The sequence below is a fragment of the Gemella haemolysans genome, from assembly GCF_901873445.1.
GTDB classification, from domain to species: Bacteria; Bacillota; Bacilli; order Staphylococcales; family Gemellaceae; genus Gemella; species Gemella haemolysans_C.
Genome location: NZ_CABFLN010000053.1, coordinates 58463 through 76915 on the forward strand (window position 1 = coordinate 58463; position 18453 = coordinate 76915).

20 protein-coding genes are annotated in these 18453 nt (G+C 30.1%); 11 read left to right on the top strand and 9 right to left on the bottom strand.

Translation table 11 applies throughout. From position 1 onward, the window contains the following. From JX287_RS06755 to lepB, 3 genes are all read right to left on the bottom strand, one after another. A complete protein-coding gene (locus JX287_RS06755; RefSeq protein WP_204643991.1) occupies positions 1–663 on the bottom strand; it encodes a DNA alkylation repair protein in 663 nt (220 codons plus the stop codon). 16 nt (positions 664–679) lie between these two features. Beyond that, complete coding sequence (locus JX287_RS06760; RefSeq protein ID WP_204643993.1) at positions 680–2281, bottom strand: CTP synthase; 1602 nt, start codon at positions 2279–2281, stop codon at positions 680–682. A 163-nt stretch (positions 2282–2444) separates the two neighbouring features. Continuing rightward, positions 2445–2996, bottom strand: coding sequence for a signal peptidase I (gene lepB, locus JX287_RS06765; protein WP_048803307.1), 552 nt, complete (start codon positions 2994–2996; stop codon positions 2445–2447). A 402-nt stretch (positions 2997–3398) separates the two neighbouring features. On the opposite strand from lepB, the gene JX287_RS06770 reads away from it, so the two are divergent. From JX287_RS06770 to JX287_RS06785, 4 genes are read left to right on the top strand one after another with little or no spacing between them, the layout of a single operon-like run. Continuing rightward, the gene (locus JX287_RS06770; protein ID WP_204644002.1) at positions 3399–3680 is read left to right on the top strand and encodes a thiamine-binding protein; all 282 of its coding nucleotides are present in this window, start codon (positions 3399–3401) and stop codon (positions 3678–3680) included. Beyond that, positions 3655–4440, top strand: coding sequence for an ABC transporter permease (locus JX287_RS06775; RefSeq protein ID WP_204644004.1), 786 nt, complete (start codon positions 3655–3657; stop codon positions 4438–4440). The genes JX287_RS06770 and JX287_RS06775 overlap by 26 nt, the downstream gene beginning before the upstream one ends. Further along, complete coding sequence (locus JX287_RS06780; RefSeq protein ID WP_204644006.1) at positions 4421–5416, top strand: ABC transporter substrate-binding protein; 996 nt, start codon at positions 4421–4423, stop codon at positions 5414–5416. Before JX287_RS06775 ends, JX287_RS06780 begins: the two co-directional genes overlap by 20 nt. After that, positions 5416–6135, top strand: coding sequence for an ABC transporter ATP-binding protein (locus JX287_RS06785; protein WP_204644008.1), 720 nt, complete (start codon positions 5416–5418; stop codon positions 6133–6135). The genes JX287_RS06780 and JX287_RS06785 overlap by 1 nt, the downstream gene beginning before the upstream one ends. Positions 6136–6186: 51 nt before the next feature. Here the strand turns inward: JX287_RS06785 and JX287_RS06790 are convergent, their stop codons facing one another. Both JX287_RS06790 and JX287_RS06795 read right to left on the bottom strand, forming a co-directional pair. Next, positions 6187–7344, bottom strand: a complete 1158-nt coding sequence (locus tag JX287_RS06790) for a chloride channel protein (protein WP_204644016.1) — start codon at positions 7342–7344, stop codon at positions 6187–6189. A gap of 103 nt (positions 7345–7447) precedes the next feature. Beyond that, positions 7448–8356 carry a YitT family protein gene (locus JX287_RS06795; protein WP_204644018.1) on the bottom strand — a complete coding sequence of 303 codons (909 nt, stop codon included), beginning with the start codon at positions 8354–8356 and terminating at the stop codon, positions 7448–7450. Positions 8357–8531: 175 nt separating this feature from the next. On the opposite strand from JX287_RS06795, the gene pssA reads away from it, so the two are divergent. Together pssA and JX287_RS06805 are read left to right on the top strand one after the other, a co-directional pair. Further along, positions 8532–9050, top strand: a complete 519-nt coding sequence (gene pssA / locus JX287_RS06800) for a CDP-diacylglycerol--serine O-phosphatidyltransferase (protein WP_204644021.1) — start codon at positions 8532–8534, stop codon at positions 9048–9050. A gap of 193 nt (positions 9051–9243) precedes the next feature. Further along, the gene (locus tag JX287_RS06805) at positions 9244–10494 is read left to right on the top strand and encodes a peptidoglycan bridge formation glycyltransferase FemA/FemB family protein (RefSeq protein ID WP_204644033.1); all 1251 of its coding nucleotides are present in this window, start codon (positions 9244–9246) and stop codon (positions 10492–10494) included. Positions 10495–10529: 35 nt separating this feature from the next. Here the strand turns inward: JX287_RS06805 and clpP are convergent, their stop codons facing one another. Further along, positions 10530–11177: an ATP-dependent Clp endopeptidase proteolytic subunit ClpP gene (gene clpP / locus JX287_RS06810; RefSeq protein WP_102169953.1), complete on the bottom strand. Its 648-nt coding sequence runs from the start codon at positions 11175–11177 to the stop codon at positions 10530–10532. A gap of 166 nt (positions 11178–11343) precedes the next feature. Next, a complete protein-coding gene (locus tag JX287_RS06815; protein ID WP_003147170.1) occupies positions 11344–12222 on the bottom strand; it encodes a YitT family protein in 879 nt (292 codons plus the stop codon). Between the two features lie 222 nt (positions 12223–12444). Here JX287_RS06815 and cysS point away from each other — a divergent pair, with 222 nt between their 5' ends. From cysS to JX287_RS06840, 5 genes are read left to right on the top strand one after another with little or no spacing between them, the layout of a single operon-like run. Further along, entirely contained in the window at positions 12445–13842 is a 1398-nt protein-coding gene (gene cysS, locus JX287_RS06820) for a cysteine--tRNA ligase (RefSeq protein WP_204644035.1), read from the top strand. Next, positions 13827–14258, top strand: a complete 432-nt coding sequence (locus JX287_RS06825) for a Mini-ribonuclease 3 (RefSeq protein WP_204644037.1) — start codon at positions 13827–13829, stop codon at positions 14256–14258. The genes cysS and JX287_RS06825 overlap by 16 nt, the downstream gene beginning before the upstream one ends. Continuing rightward, positions 14242–15057, top strand: a complete 816-nt coding sequence (gene rlmB, locus JX287_RS06830) for a 23S rRNA (guanosine(2251)-2'-O)-methyltransferase RlmB (RefSeq protein WP_204644039.1) — start codon at positions 14242–14244, stop codon at positions 15055–15057. Before JX287_RS06825 ends, rlmB begins: the two co-directional genes overlap by 17 nt. Further along, on the top strand, positions 15050–15490 hold the full coding sequence (locus JX287_RS06835; RefSeq protein ID WP_204644042.1) for a GNAT family N-acetyltransferase: 441 nt from the start codon (positions 15050–15052) through the stop codon (positions 15488–15490). Before rlmB ends, JX287_RS06835 begins: the two co-directional genes overlap by 8 nt. Before the next feature lie 21 nt (positions 15491–15511). Beyond that, positions 15512–16036, top strand: coding sequence for an NYN domain-containing protein (locus JX287_RS06840; RefSeq protein ID WP_204644044.1), 525 nt, complete (start codon positions 15512–15514; stop codon positions 16034–16036). 99 nt (positions 16037–16135) lie between these two features. Here the strand turns inward: JX287_RS06840 and JX287_RS06845 are convergent, their stop codons facing one another. Further along, positions 16136–16855, bottom strand: coding sequence for a hypothetical protein (locus tag JX287_RS06845; RefSeq protein WP_204644046.1), 720 nt, complete (start codon positions 16853–16855; stop codon positions 16136–16138). A 96-nt stretch (positions 16856–16951) separates the two neighbouring features. Further along, a complete protein-coding gene (gene gorA / locus JX287_RS06850) occupies positions 16952–18304 on the bottom strand; it encodes a glutathione-disulfide reductase (RefSeq protein WP_204644048.1) in 1353 nt (450 codons plus the stop codon). Positions 18305–18453 lie beyond the last annotated feature (149 nt).

The following is an 18453-nucleotide window of genomic DNA, read 5'->3' on the forward strand; positions in this document are numbered from 1 at the left end:
TTAATTTAAGTACTTACTAGCTTCTCTTAAACTAAGATTCGCCATTTCACTTCTATTTTTTTCTATAAATTTCCTAACCCATTCTGGATTAACTTTTGAATAATCTCGAAGTGCCCATCCTATAGCTTTGTTAATGAAGAATTCACTATCACACAAATTATCTTCTAGTATTGTTTCTAATAGAAGTTTGTCTACATTTTCTTTGAATGATAATTGATGTAAAATTGCAACTCTTCTTAACCAGATGTCATTTTCTTTTTTAGACCATTCTAACATCAAAGTTTTTAATTCCTTGTTACGGTTCACAACATCACCAATAATCTTAGATAGTAAATCAACTGTATCCCACCAAGATTTAGTAACTACAAGATACTTCAACTTAGAAATATCACCTTTTTTTAAAAACTTTTGCATCGTTTTTAAATAATATACTACGGCATATTGAAATTCTCTTTCCTCTTTATTCCAACATGCTTCAATAAAATTCCAATCTATTGCTTTTGTTTTTCTAGCTGTAGGAAAATATTTCTTATATAATTCTATTCTTTTAGGTCCTCTTATACCAAGAAATCTAAATTTATCCTGCATGTACTTTTCCATAGATTCAGCTAAAAGTTCATTACGATTTTCTTCAAGTTCTGTTATTAAACCTGATAATTCCATATTAAATCTCTATTTCTTATCTTTTATTTTCTAAACTTGCTTTAATGAATCCAGCGAATAATGGGTGCGCTTTTTCTGGACGTGATTTGAATTCTGGGTGGAATTGACCAGCAACGAACCATGGGTGTTCAGGAATTTCAACGATTTCAACTAATTTTCCATCTGGACTCACACCTGATAATACCATTCCTTTATTAGTTAGACGATCACGATAGAAGTTGTTGAATTCATATCTGTGACGGTGACGCTCAGTGATATTGATTTCTCCATATTCTTTGTGTGCTACAGATCCTTCTGTTAATGTACATGGGTAACTTCCTAAACGTAAAGTTCCTCCCATTTCAACAACATTTTCTTGATCTGCTAATAAGTTAATAATTGGGTATGGTGTGTTCGGATCTAATTCTGAAGAATGTGCTCCAGTTAAACCACATACGTTACGTGCAAACTCAACAGCAGCAAGTTGCATACCTAAGCAAATACCAAAGAACGGAACATTGTTTTCACGTGCATATTTAATAGTAGTAATTTTACCTTCTACTCCACGATCACCAAATCCTCCTGGTACTAAAATTCCATCTGCATCTTTTAGATATTCATGTACATTTTCTTCAGTAATATCTTCAGATTGAATCCAATCAATTTTCACTTTAGAATTGTGTTTGTACCCAGCATGTTTAAGTGATTCTACTACTGAAATATAAGCATCGTGAAGTTCTACGTATTTACCTACTAATGCGATTCTTACATTTTCTTTTAAATTATCTACTCTATCTACTAATGATAACCACTCTGTCATGTCAGCTTCTGGCGCTGTTAAACCAAAGTGTTTTAATACGATATCATCAATTTTTTGAGCTTTAAGATTTACTGGTAATTGGTATAAATTACTTACATCGCGACTTTCAATAACGTTTTGTTTTGGAATATCACAGAATAATGAAATTTTAGCACGTAGTTCATCATTTAGAGCAAGCTCGTTTCTAACTACGATAATATCTGGTTGAATACCTAATCCTCGTAACTCTTTTACTGATTGTTGAGTTGGTTTAGTTTTCATTTCTCCAGCAGCTTTAATGTATGGTAATAATGTACAGTGAATGAAACATACATTTTCACGCCCTAAATCACTACGGATTTGACGGATAGCTTCTAAGAATGGTAAAGATTCGATATCTCCTGTTGTTCCACCGATTTCAGTGATAACTACATCCGCATCACTAGATTCTCCTGCTAATAATACACGTGATTTAATTTCGTTTGTTACGTGAGGAATTACTTGAACTGTTCCTCCTAAGTAATCTCCACGACGTTCTTTTTCAATAATTGAAGAATAAACACGTCCTGCAGTTACGTTAGAATATTGTCCTAAGTTAACATCGATAAATCTCTCATAGTGCCCTAAGTCTAAGTCTGTTTCTGCTCCATCTTCTGTAACGAAAACTTCTCCGTGTTGATATGGACTCATTGTTCCTGGGTCAACGTTTAAATATGGATCAAACTTTTGTAAAGTTACTTTTAATCCTCTATTTTTTAATACACGACCTACTGATGCCGCTACAATCCCTTTTCCTAATGATGAAACTACTCCACCTGTTACAAAAATATACTTTGTCATTGTGTTCTCCTTCTATTAAAAATAATAAACCCCCTACGAAATTATCGCAGGGGGTGGTTTCTTAAATCACTCTTTAAGAGTGCCCGTATATTATTCTAGCATAACGCAATATTTTTAGCAACTAAAATAATTCGATATATATAATTTTCTTTATGATTGAATATTAAAAGAATTTGAACGAACTAAATGGATAGTATCTTAAACTTACTTTTCCAATCATCGCTTCTTTTTTAACAAATCCAAATACACGACTGTCCGTACTGTGTTGTCTGTTATCTCCAAGTACAAAGTATGTTCCTTCAGGTACAGTCTTAGATTTCGTACTACTTAAAAATTCAATATTAAAGTCCGGTGTAAATGGTGCTGTTCCTGAAGCCTTAGCCTCTTTTATTTTCTGAGCTAAGTAAGGCTCATCTACTTTTTGACCATTTACATATAATACGTCGTTTCTGTACTCAATAGTATCTCCAGGAACTCCAATAATTCGTTTAATATAATCATCAGTTTCATTAGCGTGGAAAACAACTTCATCTCCACGTTCAAAGTTCTTACTAAATTTATTAACGAAAACTTTATCGTTATCAGCGAATGTATAATCCATTGAGTGACCTTTTACTGTGAAAGGTGCAATAACATATGTGCTTAGAACAAGATAAATAGCTATCGAAACTACAACAACTACTACCCATTCCATAATTTCTCTTAAAATTTTCACTGGTATATCCCTCTTTTATTTTATTTATGATTAATAATTCTATCATATATCAAAAGAAAAATCAAAAATAATTCTTTTATACTATTGTTATTATAATTATTAACTCTATTATAATTTTAAATCTCTACACTACGAATAAATCATTTATGTTCTATTAAATCTATTCATCTCACATAATTCAAAGACTTGCTTATCTATATAATTTATGAAAATAATAATTGAAAGCACTTTTATTGAATTATTTTACCGTTATGCTATAATTATTTATACGGGAGTCTGTGAACAGTCTGAGAGGAAATATCAATATTTCGACCGCGCCTGATCTGGATAATGCCAGCGTAGGTAGACTTAGCTTAAAGACAAAACTTAGACCCCCCTTATATTGTAAGGAGGTTTTTTATTTTGATAAATTGCAGTATTGCATTACAAATTCTTCCACTTGATAACCATGTTGGAAGAATAGAAATTATAGATAAAGTTATCTATTTTCTACAAAATAAACATTCTAATATTAAGGTAACTCCATTTGAAACAGTCATCGAAGGAGAATTTAATGACCTTATGAATACATTAAAAGAATGTTTAGTCCTAGCGGGTGAGGACAGCAAAAATATTTTTGCAAATGTGAAAATTAACTACGGAGATGTTTTAACTATTGATGAGAAAATTAGCAAATTTAATTAATAAATACGCTGCAACTATTTCTATGTTGTGCTTAGTCATAATTTGGCAAGGTGCTGGAAACCTTGGTTTATTACCTAAATACATTATTCCAACACCCATTGAAATAGTAAAAGCATTTATAAAAAACTATCAACTATTAATATTTCACAGCAAAATCACCCTACTCGAAGCTATAATAGGATTATTCCTAGGAATAGTCATAGCTTGGCTTCTTGCTTTAATTATGGATAGTATACCAATATTTAATAAGACCATTTATCCACTTTTAGTACTAACTCAAACCATTCCAACTATAGCCATAGCACCTATCCTTGTTCTTTGGCTTGGATATGGACTAACTCCTAAGATTGTATTGATTGTTTTAACGACAACATTCCCAATAGTTGTTAGTATTCTAGATGGATTTAGAAACTGTGATAAAGATATGATTACTCTATTACGTCTTATGAATGCGAGTAAATTCCAAATACTTTGGCATGTTAAAATTCCTACTAGTCTTAGCTATTTCTATGCAGGGCTTAGAGTCAGCGTCTCTTATGCATTTATCGCTGCAGTGGTAGCTGAATGGCTTGGAGGATTTGAAGGACTTGGAGTATACATGATTAAAGCAAAAAAACTTTTTGAATATGATACTATGTTTGCAATTATCATATTAGTATCAGTTATTAGTTTACTAAGTATTGAACTTGTTAAACTAAGTGAGAAAAAATTTATTAAATGGAAATATATAGGAGAAAATCATGAAAAAGATATTAACTAGCATTTTTGCATTTATCTTAGCAATTTCATTAACTGCATGTAGCACAGTTAATAAAAATGCAGAGAAAAAAGAACTTAAAAAAGTTGACTTCGTTCTTGACTGGGCGATTAATACTAACCATACAGGTCTATATGTAGCGAAGGAAAAAGGATACTTTGCTGAAGAAGGTATCGATCTTGATATTAAACCAGCACCTGAAGACAGTACTTCTGATTTAATTATTAACAATAAAGCACCTTTTGGAATTTATTACCAAGATTCAATGGCTAACAAACTTTCTAAAGGAGCAGGAATCACTGCAGTTGCTGCTATTATCGAACACAACACTTCTGGTATCATTTCACTTAAGAAAAACAACATTAAAGAACCAAAAGATTTACAAGGTAAAAAATACGGAACTTGGAATGATCCAGTAGAATTAGCAATGGTTAAATCACTAATTCAAAAACAAGGAGGAGACGCTAATAAATTAAACTTAGCTCCAAACACAGATACTAATTCTGTTACTCCATTAGAAAACGGTCTTTTCGATGCTGCTTGGATTTACTATGCTTGGGATGGTAAATTAGCAGAAAGTATGAAATTAGATATTAACTACTTCTACTTAAAAGATTTCAATAAAGACTTAGACTACTATTCTCCAGTAATTATTGCTAATAATGATTACCTAAAAGAAAATAAAGAAGAAGCTAAAAAAGTTCTTAAAGCTATTAAGAAAGGATATGTCTATGCTATTGAACATCCTGAAGAAGCTGCAGAGATTTTAATAAAAAATGCTCCAGAATTAAAAGATAAAAAAGATTTCATCGTTGAATCTCAAAAATATTTATCTAAACAATATGCATCAAACAAAGATCACTGGGGTGAATTCGACGCTAACAGATGGAATGCATTCTACCGTTGGGTTAACGACAACAAAATCACTGAAAAACCTCTTGCAGAAAATACTGGATTCAGCAATGACTTTATAAAATAATGAACATATTATCAATAAAAAACTTATCTTTCAATTATCCGAACAATAAAATATTACATGATATAAATATATACGTCGATAAAGGCGAAGTCGTATCAATACTTGGTGGTAGTGGTGTTGGTAAAACTACACTTTTTAATATTATCGCTGGTATTAATCCTCTCCAAAGCGGTGAGATATCAATAAAAGGTAACACAGACTACAAAGGTCGTGTAAGTTATATGCTTCAAAAAGATTTACTACTAGAGCATAAGACTATTATTCAAAATATAACACTTCCGCTTCTAATAAGAAAAATCAGTAAAAAAGAAGCTGAAGAAGAAGCAATAAATAGTCTAAAATTATTTAACCTTTACGAATATAAAGATAAATATCCTAGCGAGTTAAGTGGAGGTATGCGTCAAAGAATCGCGTTACTTCGTACATATATGTTTAAAGAAGAACTATTCTTACTAGATGAACCCTTCAGCGCACTCGATGCTATTACTAAAATTTCACTACACTCTTGGTATTTAGAAATTAAGAATAAACTTGACCTAACTACTCTGCTTATTACACACGATATCAATGAAGCTATTGATCTTAGTGATAGAATTTATATCATAAAAAACAAACCTGGTGAAATAGTATCAGAAATTAAAATAAATCTTGATAAAGAAAATCAAGATGAACAAAAATTAAAATATAAAAAAGAAATACTTAATATACTTGGACTCTAAAAACTAAACCCTAGTGTGATTATTCACACTAGGGTTTCTTCTATATCTTTACTACTTATATATACTATACTTTTTATTTATTAAGTAAATTAAAAATGCAGGTACAATTGCAAAAAACATAAGCTTATAACCAAATACTTCTAAAGCAAGAAGAGTAGGAGCAATGTACGTTTTGGTAGCTGCTGAGAATACAAGGCAATAACCTAGTGCTGCTGTTACTAAAATAGGTAATCCTAAATAAGTTCCTAAAATTACCCCACACGTGGCTCCTATCGCAAATAATGGCGTAACCTCTCCGCCACTAAAACCAATCCCTGCACAAATCGTTGTTAATATAATCTTCAGTATAAAATCATAAATTTGAATTTGTTCAAAGTTTGTAAAAGAAAGGCCAATCAAATTCGTTCCTAACGATGCATATCTATATTCGAAAACAATACTAACTAAAATAAAAACAACTAAAAGAATCCAACTGATTTTATCGTTTAATGCTACTAATTCTTTAATTTTTCTTTGAAGAATAACAAAGAAAATTCCTACAAATACAAAAACTATGCCTATTAAAATTATCTTTATTAATAACTCAATATTTATATTCACCTTACTTGCGTCTATTCCTACAAAGAATTTTTCTAAACCTAATTTATGCGAAACAAATGCACTAATATATGCTCCGATAATATATGTTATATATTCATATACCTTAGTGACTGTTAAATTAAATTTTTCACTAACAACTTCTAAAATAAATACTATCGCAGCAAGTGGTGTCTGAAATAATCCTGCAAAACCGCAAATCATTCCTAATTTAACAAAGAATTGTTTTTTCTCCTTACTGAAATCTTCTCCAGCGAGATTACCTCCAATAGCTCCGCCTAATTGTACAGCAACCCCTTCACGTCCAACACTTACTCCAAAAACATGTGCCAATAAAGTATTTAACGTTAATATAAACGGAAAACTCCATGATACTTTATCTTTTTTATCAGTTGCACCTTCAATAAAATATTTCATTCCTATCATATTAGTTTTTAAATACTTATTACTAAATTTTGTGAAAAGTAATATTATAGGTGTTAATACTATCAAATACTTATAGTAACCACTTGTCATCTCTATTAGTTTTAATAGTATCTGTCCAAATACTGAACAACAAACAGCTATTAATAATATTAAACTTACTAATCTTATATAATAATTTTTAACCATATTATTTTTGATTCTTTCCTCCTTATATTAAATAGCAACGGAGCGACTTAACTTTATGATTAACAAAAATCATTTTTATAAAGTCGCTCCCATACATCCTTTTTTATAATTTATTTTTGAATGATAATCTCGTTTTTTTCGGTTGATCAAAACTAAATCCTTCACCAATAATGTCATGCACTTCGGTGATTGTTACAAATGCCCGTGGATCAATATTATAAACGATAGATTTCACTTTCCCTATTTCATTTCTTGAGACTACACAATATCCTATATTCAAATCTTTCTTAGAATAACTTCCTTGACCTTTAATATATGTCAATCCTCGATTCATATCTTCCTGTATTCGTTTTGTAATTAGCTCAATCTCAGATGAAACAATCATTACTCCTTTTCCAGGAACACCACCTTCAACAACATAGTCAATCATCTTAGTACAAATAAAAATATAAATTAATGTATATAATATCGCAGGAAAACTTTTAACTACTACAAATGTTAAAGCTATAATTACTCCATCAAGAATCTGTATTATTCTCCCAATAGAACTCCCTGTATATAGTTGAACAATCTTAGCAACAATATCTACTCCCCCGGTTGTTCCACCTGCTAAAAAGACTATTCCAAGACCAATTCCAGCTATTATACCTCCAAATACTGAAGCCAGAAGTCTATCTCCCCCTATATCTATAGCTATATGATACTTTTCAAATATTCCAATCCAAAATGTTATCATAAAAATTCCATATACTGTATACAACATAGTTTTTTTATCTAACATTTTATATCCAATAATCAAAAGAGGAATATTTACTAATATAGTCCCGATAGATACTGGTATACCAATAGCATAATAAAATAACAATGCTACCCCCGTTCCTCCACCTTCCGCAAGTTTGTTTGGAACATTAAAATGCATAATAGCAAAAGAATAAATTGCACATCCAAAAGAAATAATAGATAACTCTTTAATAATTTTTATGAAATTTAAATTTTTTAAATTCTTTTCCATAGTGTGCCTCCCAAAATTCGACTGTACATTAATTATAACAGTTTATTACGTGATAAACAACACCGTACTAATATAAATTTTCAAACCTTAATTATTAGAAATTTTATATTTTCTTAGACATTATTTCAAATTTGTACTATAATTATAATATCAATATTGGAGGTTGACTTTTAAAATGAATAAAAACTTCATACCAAATTATCTTACCTTATGTAATATATTTTGTGGATTCATGTCTATTCTGACAACATCTCACGGATATTTCATTTGGGGAACTGTCTTTATTATATTAGCTATGCTTGCAGATAGATACGACGGTATCGTCGCAAGAAAACTTGGTGTTGTTTCTGAAATTGGTCACGACTTAGATTCTCTATGTGACGTAGTTAGTTTTGGAGTAGCACCAGCTATGCTTGTTTTTGAAATATTTGTTACTACTGAAAAACCATCAGCTATTCTAACAACAATAGTTGCAATAATCTGTGGAGCATACGTATGTTGCGGTGCTTATCGTTTAGCCAGATTCAACGTTACAAAAATGAAAAATGGATACTACCAAGGTGTACCTATCACAACTTGCGGAACAATTCTAGCAATTATCGCACCGATAAAATTACCAAGCATTGCTACGTTAATATTAGTAATAATATGTTCTTATCTAATGGTAAGTAATATAAGAATCAAGAAAATATAAAAAAAAGTTGTAAATTGACAAAAATCAGTTTACAACTTTTTCTGTTATCCAAAATAATCATAATAAATTCAATTATATTATTTTCTATAAAAAATTTTCTCATATCTCTATATCAGTATATTACTTTTTTTTTTCTAAAATTTGTTATATAATCGTATGGGTATGTATTAAAAATTTTCTAAGGAGCATATTAATGATATTTACAGAAATTAGCAGTGATGAACTACAAAAGGTTCAAGAAAAAAACAATAGTCGTTTCTACTTACAACAAGCTGCTGTATATAGTAAAATGCAGGATTTCAATAACTTAAAAACAAAAATTCTTGCTGTAAAAGAAAATGACGAAGTGTTAGCATATGCAACATTTATTTACTTCCCTTATAAAAAAATCTTCTATAAAGTAACAGCTCAACATGGTCCAATAATGGATTATTCTAACACAAAGTTAGTAAGATTTTATATGACAGAATTAAAAAAATATTTCTCAAAAGACTTTCGTGTCCTTTGTGTAAGGGTGAATCCATTCTTAAACGAACGTATTTATAAAGATATCGAATATATTGAAACTACTAAAGAATCAATAGAAACAGACAAAATATTAACTTCACTTGGGTATAAACCACTTAATGATGATTTATTCACAAACCCTACTCTAGCTTCTCGTTGTATATATTCAAGAGAACTAGAAGAATCTCTTACAGAAGATAATTTATTAAAAACTGTTTCCACTATGGCTAAACGTTCAATAAACAAAGCTATAAAAGAAGGAATAACTGTAAAAGAAATCGATATTTTCAACGATGAAGATGCTGCAATATTTGATTCAATAAACAAAAGTACAGAAGATAGAATAAATTTCCAAATTAGAACTAGTGAATACTTTAGAAATTTAAAAACTGCATTAGGTAATAAGCTTCATCTTATGGTTTCATATTTAGATTGTGATTCTCTTATTTCTAAGTTAAATAAAGAGATTGAAGATTTTAATACTGAAAAGAATAAACTTAAAGAAAAACTTGAAAGTGGGAAAGTAAATCCTGAAAAAACTATAAACAAAATAACTAGAATAGATGAATCAATTGCTTTTAATAATGATAAAATAGCAAAAATCTCTTCTTTAAAAGAAGAAAATGAAAATATAATTTATCTATCTTGCGCAAGTTTTATCGAGACAAAACAAGATCTTATTTACTTCACTGGCGGCATGAAAAAAGAATTTTCCAGATTCAATGGTTCATATTTAGTAATGTACACAATGATAAAATACGCTATTAAAAATAACTTTAGAATTTTCAACTTCTTTGGAACTTCTAAAGAGTTTACTTCAGAAGATGCTACAGATTATAGTGTTCTTCAATTCAAGCGTCATTTTAACGGAAATGTAGAATACTTTATGGATAATTACGAGTTTCGTAATGCCATTGGGAAAATATGGAAAATATAAAAGGAATCGGGTTACATGCCCAATTCCTTTTTTATTTATTCTGATTTTTTAGCAACCTTTTTCGTAGCTTTTTTTGGTTTCTCTTTTTTTTGTGGTTTATTATTTTCTGGATACATCACTTTATCAACTAATCCATATTCACATGCTTCTTCAGCAGTTAAGTAGTTATCTCTTTCTGTATCACGTTCAATAGCTTTAATAGTTTGTCCAGTTCTATCCGCTAAAATTTTGTTTAATTTTTCGCGAGTTCTTAAAATGTGTTTAGCTGCTATTTCAATTTCAGTTGCTTGACCTTGTGCTCCACCTAATGGTTGGTGAATCATTACCTCAGCATTTGGCAGTGCATAACGTTTACCAATAGTTCCTGCTGCAAGTAAGAATGCTCCCATACTCGCTGCCATTCCCATACAGATAGTTACAACATCACATTTAATATGTTGCATAGTGTCATAGATTGCAAATCCAGCTGTTACACTTCCACCTGGTGAATTTATGTAGAAGTAGATATCCTTTTCACTATCTTGTGCTTCTAAAAATAAAAGTTGACTTGTTATTGAATTAGCTACTTGATCATTAACATCAGACCCTAAAATAATGATTCTATCTTTTAATAATCTTGAATAAATATCATAAGCTCTCTCTCCTTGAGAAGTTTGCTCAATTACTGTAGGAATTAAATTCATTTTCTTACCTCCTAATTTTCTTTTCACTTGTTATTATATATCAAATATGGTCAATTATCAACTTATTTCCCCTTTTTAACTTTTCTTTATTTTCAATAAATTCTCCACTAATTTATAATAAATACGGCTCAAAAACAACTGTTTTCAAACCGTAATTTTATTTATCTTATAACCTATATGAGTGTTCTTTAAAGTTACCAACTATAGTATTAACCGCAGTTACTGTAATAAATGCTTCTGGACAATTTTTTGCTACTAATTGTCTTAAAAGATGCATCTCATTTTGTTGAATAACTACTATAATCATTCTTTTTTTCTTATGAGAATATCCACCTTCAACATCCATTATTGTAGAACCTCTATGCAAGGTAGTATTTATCAGTTCTACCATTTTTTCCGGATTACTACAAATTATTGTACATTGTATATATGCTGAAAAGAATTTTTGAACACCTTTCATCGTTTGATTACGTACAAAACTCATTACAAGTGCATACATTACATATTTAATATCAAAAAATATCCACACTATTGTATATATTGTTATATCTTGTATTAAAAAAACTGTTGGTAAATTATATTTGAACTGCTTAGTAATAAACTTACCTGTTATATCCGTTCCACCAGTTGAAGCTCCAGCAACCAACAGACAACACATGGCTAACCCTGAAATAATTCCACAGAAGATTGCTGCTACAAGAGAATCTCCAAGATTAACAGGAGTTATTATCTTAGGTAAATTATTAATTAAAAATGATGAAATACTAATCACTAATCCTGTTAGTATTACAAATTTTCTTCCTATATACTTATAACCTAAATAAAATAATGGAACATTTAAAACAAATTGTGCTGTCCCTATTTTTATCCCAGTTATTTTATTAATTACTAAACTTAATCCTAATGCACCACCTGCTCCAATATTATTAACAGGTATTAACAATCCAGCATAAATTGAGAATAAAACTGTTCCTAGTATTATTAGAAATATATCTTTTGATTGTTTATGTTGATCAGTCGTATAAATCGTATCCGATAATTTCATGTTATCCTTATCCTTTATTTTTTATCCACTATATATTTTAATACAAATTAAATTTTAAAACAATTAAAAATCAACTATCACTAATGAAATATTAATAAATAATTCATTTTATCAACATTTTGTGTTAAAATTTAAGTAATAGATTTTTCTAATTATTAAAAAATTGAGAATTTTGGGAGTATATCACTTACATATTTGCCCCCAATTAAAAAGGAGCTATTTATGATTAAACTCTATAATACATTGACAAAACAAAAAGAAATTTTAAAAACAATAGAAAAAAATAAAGTCCGAATGTATGTTTGTGGACCAACTGTATACAATTATATTCATATCGGTAATGCACGTCCTATTATCGTCTTTGATGTTGTACGAAAATATTTAGAACATAGTGGATATGAAGTAGATTTCATCTCTAACTTTACTGACGTTGATGACAAAATTATTAAAGCAAGTAATGAAGAAGGAATTTCTACTAGTGAACTTACAGATAAGTACATCAATGCTTTCTTTAAGGATTATGATGCCCTAGGATGTAAAAGAGCAACGAAAAATCCTCGAGTTACAGAATATATGCAAGAAATAATCAAATTCATAGCCAAATTAGTTGAAGAAGGATATGCCTATGAGGCAGACGGTGATGTTTATTTCAGAACTCGTAAAAAAGAGGACTATGGAAAATTAAGTAAACAGTCTATCGATGATTTAATTAGTGGTGCTCGAATCGAAGTTGGAGAACACAAGGAAGATCCACTAGATTTTGCACTATGGAAAAAAGCTAAGCCAGGTGAAGTTAAATGGGATAGTCCATTTGGAGAAGGTCGTCCTGGTTGGCATATCGAATGTTCAGTAATGGCTAAAGAAACTCTAGGTGAGACAATTGATATCCACGCCGGTGGTCAAGATCTAACATTCCCTCATCACGAAAATGAAATTGCACAATCTGAATGCCATAACCATACACCATTTAGTAATTATTGGATGCACAATGCATTTATAAATATTGATAATGTTAAAATGAGTAAAAGTTTAGGAAACTTCCGCTTAGTAAAAGATATTATCGCTGAAATTGACCCTATGGTACTGCGTTTATTCATGTTGACAGTTCACTATAGAACACCTATTAACTACACATTAGAAAATATTGAATTAGCAAAAACAAACTTCGAAAAAATTAAAACTGCATATCAAAATCTACAATTCAGATTAAATAATGAAATGACTGAAGAAAAATTAGATACAGAAGTTGTAGCATTAGTTACAGAAGAACTAAATAAATTTGAAGAATATATGCAAGATGATTTCAATACAGCAAATGCACTTTCTTCATGGTATGAAATTGTAAGAATTTCTAACTCATATACAGCAAAAGAAGCTGTTAACAAAGAAACATTAGAACTAATCAATGCTGCATTCGAAACGTATAGTTCAATTCTAGGAATAAATGTAAAAGAAGACAACACTCTTGATAGTGAACATATCGAAAACTTAATAGCTGAACGTGAAGCCGCTCGTAAAAACCGTGATTTCGCTTTAGCTGATAAAATCCGAGATGACTTAAAAGAACAAGGAATCATCCTAGAAGATACAAAACAAGGTGTACGATGGAAAAAAATATAACATTTAAATTTACTGAAAAAAACTTCGCTAATCCAAATCAAATGCAAGCTTTAACACTTGCCTATATTGGAGATAGTATTTACGATATAATGAGTAGAGAATACGTTATGAAAAATCATTTAGGAAAAATAAATGATCTTCATAAAACAGTTTCTACAATCGTATCTGCTAGAGCCCAAGCAAGTTTTATGGAAAACATACTAAACAATAGTATTTTAACAGATCAAGAAGAAAAGATTTATAACCGTGCAAAAAATCAAAAAAATAACTCTAAAGCAAAAAATGCTAGTATTATGGAATATAAACTAGCTACTGGTTTAGAGGCTGTATTCGGTTATTTATATTTAGAAAAAAACTTTGAAAGATTGGAGGAAATGTTTAACTACATAATAAAATTATATGAAGAAAAACAATAAACACTATAAAGAATTAAGACTAAAAAACAAAGAACAAAAACCTCAAGTTCAAACTGCTGAAGTTGATTTGGATAAAGAAGTAATTGCTGGTCGTAATGCTATACTTGAAGCAATTAAATCAGGACGTGAAATTAATAAAATTCTATTTCAAGAGGGGATTGAAAAAGGAAGATTAAAATCTATTTTTTCTATTGCTAATGAGAAAAAAATCATTTGCCAAGAAGTTCCAAAACGTAAATTAGACAATTCTACTACTGAACGTCACCAAGGAGTTATCGCCTATGTTGCGCCATACTCTTACTTTGAACTTGATGAAGTAGTAAATAACTTAGAAATTAATAAAGATACTACCCTACTTATTTTAGACCATATTGAAGATCCACATAACCTAGGTGCGATAATTCGAACTGCTGAAGCAAGTGGTGTTAAAGCAATAATAATTCCTAAACGTCGTGCCGCTGTAGTTAGCCAAACTGCAGTTAAAGCTTCTGCAGGAGCAATTGAACACATGCCTGTTATCCGTGTATCAAACCTAACTGATGCTATTAAAAAATTAAAAGAAAAAGGGTTCTGGATTGCTGGAACAACATTAGCAGAGCGTTCTGAAGATTACACAAAAATTGCAAAAGATGTACCTTTAGCTATCGTAATCGGTAACGAAGGCGAAGGTATGAGCAAAGTTGTTACTAACGAATGTGATTTCTTATATCACCTACCAATGTTAGGGAAAATCCAAAGCTTAAACGCTTCTGTAGCAGCTGGTATAATAATGTACGAAAGAATTAAGTCTAATGATTAAAATATTAAAATCTAAAGAAGAGCTTAACCTTGGTTTTGCTCTTCGTATTGAAGTATTTGTTAAAGAACAAAAAGTTCCAATCGAACTTGAACTTGATGAAAAAGATCATAGTGAAAATACGATTCATATTGGATATTTTAATGATAATAAACTTATCGGAGTTGCACGACTTATAGATCTTGATAAAGACGTTATTCACATTGGACGCGTTGTTATTGATAAAGAATACCGCGGTCAAGGAATTGGACGTGAACTTATTATTGGATGTGAAAATATCGCACAGCAAATTTTAAAAAGAAAAATAATTATCGAACTTAGTGCTCAAATACAAGCTGAAAACTTCTATAAATCATTAGGTTATAATAGAGTTAATGACATAATATATTTAGATGCAGGAATTGAGCATGTAGATATGATGAAAGAAATTAATTAAATTATCAAAGGAGGACTTTTTATGAAAAAACAATATTTATTTATTGACGGTTATAATTTACTTTTTCGTATGAAAGAATATGACTTAATAAAAAGCTCTACCTTTCCTACCGAACGAGACATTCTAATTGATATGCTTCGCGAATATGCAGGTGGCAATAACTATATCGTTTACTGCGTATTTGACGCTTATCTAACACGTTCAAAAGAATATATTAAAGAAGAACCACCTATCACTATTGTTTATACAAAAACTGGTGAAAGAGCTGATCAATGGATAGAAAGAAAGACTCGAGAATTAAGAATCGATCACTTTATAGACATTATAGTAGTAAGTGACGATCATGATGAACGTGACACCACTCTTGGCTACGGAGCAATTTTACGAGATTGTCACATGTTTATAAAAGAATTAAAAGATAGAAAATATAATGTTTCTAAAATAACAAAAAAACATAATTCACGAGAATTAAAAAATAGGCACATTCGAATGAGTGAAAATGATAGAAGAAAACTAGAAAATTTCATAAAAAATGGAAAATTCTAAATACAATGCTAAAGAGAGTGACTCGACAAAATCTTGTTTCTTTGAAATCACGATTTTTGAGTCACTCTCTTTTTTTATTTTGAAAAATTTTTTTCTAATCTAAATAAAGCTAATTTCAATTTTTCCTTTATCTGAAACTGCTGTTATCTGTTTATCTTTAATGTCCTTTGTATTTTTACTATAATTAATTTGATAATCTTGTTTATTTCCTTTAATTTTTGCGAAAATATCTCCAGATTCTGTTAGCATATTCATAGAATTTACCTTTGTTTGGTCTACTATAATTTTTGTATTATTTTTAGCTTTATTTATAGTATCCTTTGTAATCTGTACCTTTTTATTATCAGTAGCTATTTTAAGATTACCTATCTCTGCTCCATCAACTACAACCTCATCATTACTACTAATGGTTAAATTCTCTACATTTACAAATATTTTAGAAGTTGCATCTCTGTTTTCCAGACTTATATTTTTATATACTTTATTAGGAAGATATACGTTAAAGCTATTATCACCTAATTCCTCTGCGAAAGCAGTAATATTTAATAAATTATTATCTATAAAATACTTATAATTTCCTTTGTACCTTCCTTGTATTAAAATCGTCTCATTATCGTGATAATAAATTTTGACATTGTTTTTCAATGTGTTAATTTTAATACTATCTATCCCTTTCTTCCCAATCCATTCACTAAAGACTTTATTAGAAGATTCTTTTGGAGCATTAGTTTCTTTATCCTCTTTACTGAATCTCGCACAACCTGTTGCAATCGACACAGTTAATATTCCAATAATTATTGTTTTTAAAATTTTTTTCATTATTATCCCCTCCCAACCTCAGAATACTCCTATAAAAATAGAATGTCAAGAAAAAAATGATTGACCTAGGAAAAGGCCAATCATTTTTTTATAAAATTATCTCATTGTTACAAATTCTTCAGAACCTGTTGGGTGAATCGCTACTGTGTTATCGAAATCACGTTTTGTTGCTCCCATTTTAATAGCAACAGCAAAACCTTGAATCATTTCATCTACACCATAACCAATTCCATGTAATCCTACAACTTTCTCCTCTTCACCAAGAGTAATAAGTTTCATAAAACATGGTTGTCTGTGGCTAGTTATTGCTGAATACATTGGAGTAAATGAAGATTTATAAACTTTAATATTTTCTTCACCAAATTCTTTAATAGCTTGCTCTTCTGTATATCCAATAGAACCAATCGCTGGGTGTGAGAATACTACTGTAGCAACGTTAGTGTAATCTAAGTGCTCTTCAGGTTTATTATTAAATAATCTTTCTGATAATCTACGCCCTGCTGCAACTGCAACTGGAGTTAACGCTAAGCGCCCTGTTACATCACCTACTGCATAAATTCCTTCAACATTAGTATTTTGGAATTTATCTGTAGGAATAAATCCACGTTCATCAAGTTCTACACCTGCGGCTTCTAAATTAAGGTTTTCAGTCAACGGTTTTCTACCAATTGCCCAAATTAATAAATCTACTGTTGTTTCGCGTCCATCTTCAAGTACTAAAGTAACACTGTCATCATCATTCTTCACAACTTTTTTAGGAATAGCATTTGTGTGAAGAATTGGACCTTCTTCATTTATAACTTTTACTAAAGTATCTACTATATCTCTGTCAAAAGTTCTTAAAGGACGATCACGTCGTACAAATAAGTGAGTATCAACACCAAGACCGTGGAACACTCCAGCAAGTTCAACCGCGATATATCCGGCACCTACTACTGCAATACGTTTTGGTAATTGTTTTAACGCAAAAACTTCATTAGATGTAACACCATACTCAGCTCCCTCAACATTAGGAATAGTTGGTTGTCCACCAGTTGCTATTAGTATGTGATCAGCAGTATACTGTTCTCCATTTACTTCAACTGTATTTTTGTTAACGAACTTAGCATATCCTCTTACTAAATCAACTTTATTATTATTTAAACCACGTTCATAAGAACCATGAATTCTATCAATATATGCAGAACGATTACCTACTAATTTTGAAAAATCAAATTCTAAATTTTCAAAACTAAATCCATAGTCATTAGCATATGATTTTAAACTCTCAGATATTTGTGATGCATGCCACATAACTTTTTTAGGAACACATCCAACATTTACACATGTTCCACCTAATTCATTTCCCTCTATTAACAATCCTTTTACACTGTACATTGCAGCTCGGTTAATTGAAGCTATTCCTCCGCTTCCTCCACCAATCGCAATATAATCATAATGTTTTGCCATATTTTCACCTCTATAATATTGTATAGCTTTTATCAATTAAAGTTTAGTATTTATATAAATAATTATATCACACAAATCTAATCTCTATATCACATATTATGCAACATTTAGCAATTAAATTCAATATATTTGCTTACATTTGTAATCAA

Bases quoted from the DNA above. Each gene is read 5' to 3' on its own strand.
- JX287_RS06755 (WP_204643991.1), bottom strand. From the start codon at position 663: ATGGAATTATCAGGTTTAATAACAGAACTTGAAGAAAATCGTAATGAA.
- JX287_RS06760 (WP_204643993.1), bottom strand. From the start codon at position 2,281: ATGACAAAGTATATTTTTGTAACAGGTGGAGTAGTTTCATCATTAGGA.
- JX287_RS06775 (WP_204644004.1), top strand. From the start codon at position 3,655: ATGAGAAAATTAGCAAATTTAATTAATAAATACGCTGCAACTATTTCT.
- JX287_RS06780 (WP_204644006.1), top strand. From the start codon at position 4,421: ATGAAAAAGATATTAACTAGCATTTTTGCATTTATCTTAGCAATTTCA.
- JX287_RS06785 (WP_204644008.1), top strand. From the start codon at position 5,416: ATGAACATATTATCAATAAAAAACTTATCTTTCAATTATCCGAACAAT.
- JX287_RS06790 (WP_204644016.1), bottom strand. From the start codon at position 7,344: ATGGTTAAAAATTATTATATAAGATTAGTAAGTTTAATATTATTAATA.
- JX287_RS06795 (WP_204644018.1), bottom strand. From the start codon at position 8,356: ATGGAAAAGAATTTAAAAAATTTAAATTTCATAAAAATTATTAAAGAG.
- pssA (WP_204644021.1), top strand. From the start codon at position 8,532: ATGAATAAAAACTTCATACCAAATTATCTTACCTTATGTAATATATTT.
- JX287_RS06805 (WP_204644033.1), top strand. From the start codon at position 9,244: ATGATATTTACAGAAATTAGCAGTGATGAACTACAAAAGGTTCAAGAA.
- clpP (WP_102169953.1), bottom strand. From the start codon at position 11,177: ATGAATTTAATTCCTACAGTAATTGAGCAAACTTCTCAAGGAGAGAGA.
- JX287_RS06815 (WP_003147170.1), bottom strand. From the start codon at position 12,222: ATGAAATTATCGGATACGATTTATACGACTGATCAACATAAACAATCA.
- cysS (WP_204644035.1), top strand. From the start codon at position 12,445: ATGATTAAACTCTATAATACATTGACAAAACAAAAAGAAATTTTAAAA.
- JX287_RS06825 (WP_204644037.1), top strand. From the start codon at position 13,827: ATGGAAAAAAATATAACATTTAAATTTACTGAAAAAAACTTCGCTAAT.
- rlmB (WP_204644039.1), top strand. From the start codon at position 14,242: ATGAAGAAAAACAATAAACACTATAAAGAATTAAGACTAAAAAACAAA.
- JX287_RS06835 (WP_204644042.1), top strand. From the start codon at position 15,050: ATGATTAAAATATTAAAATCTAAAGAAGAGCTTAACCTTGGTTTTGCT.
- JX287_RS06840 (WP_204644044.1), top strand. From the start codon at position 15,512: ATGAAAAAACAATATTTATTTATTGACGGTTATAATTTACTTTTTCGT.
- JX287_RS06845 (WP_204644046.1), bottom strand. From the start codon at position 16,855: ATGAAAAAAATTTTAAAAACAATAATTATTGGAATATTAACTGTGTCG.
- gorA (WP_204644048.1), bottom strand. From the start codon at position 18,304: ATGGCAAAACATTATGATTATATTGCGATTGGTGGAGGAAGCGGAGGA.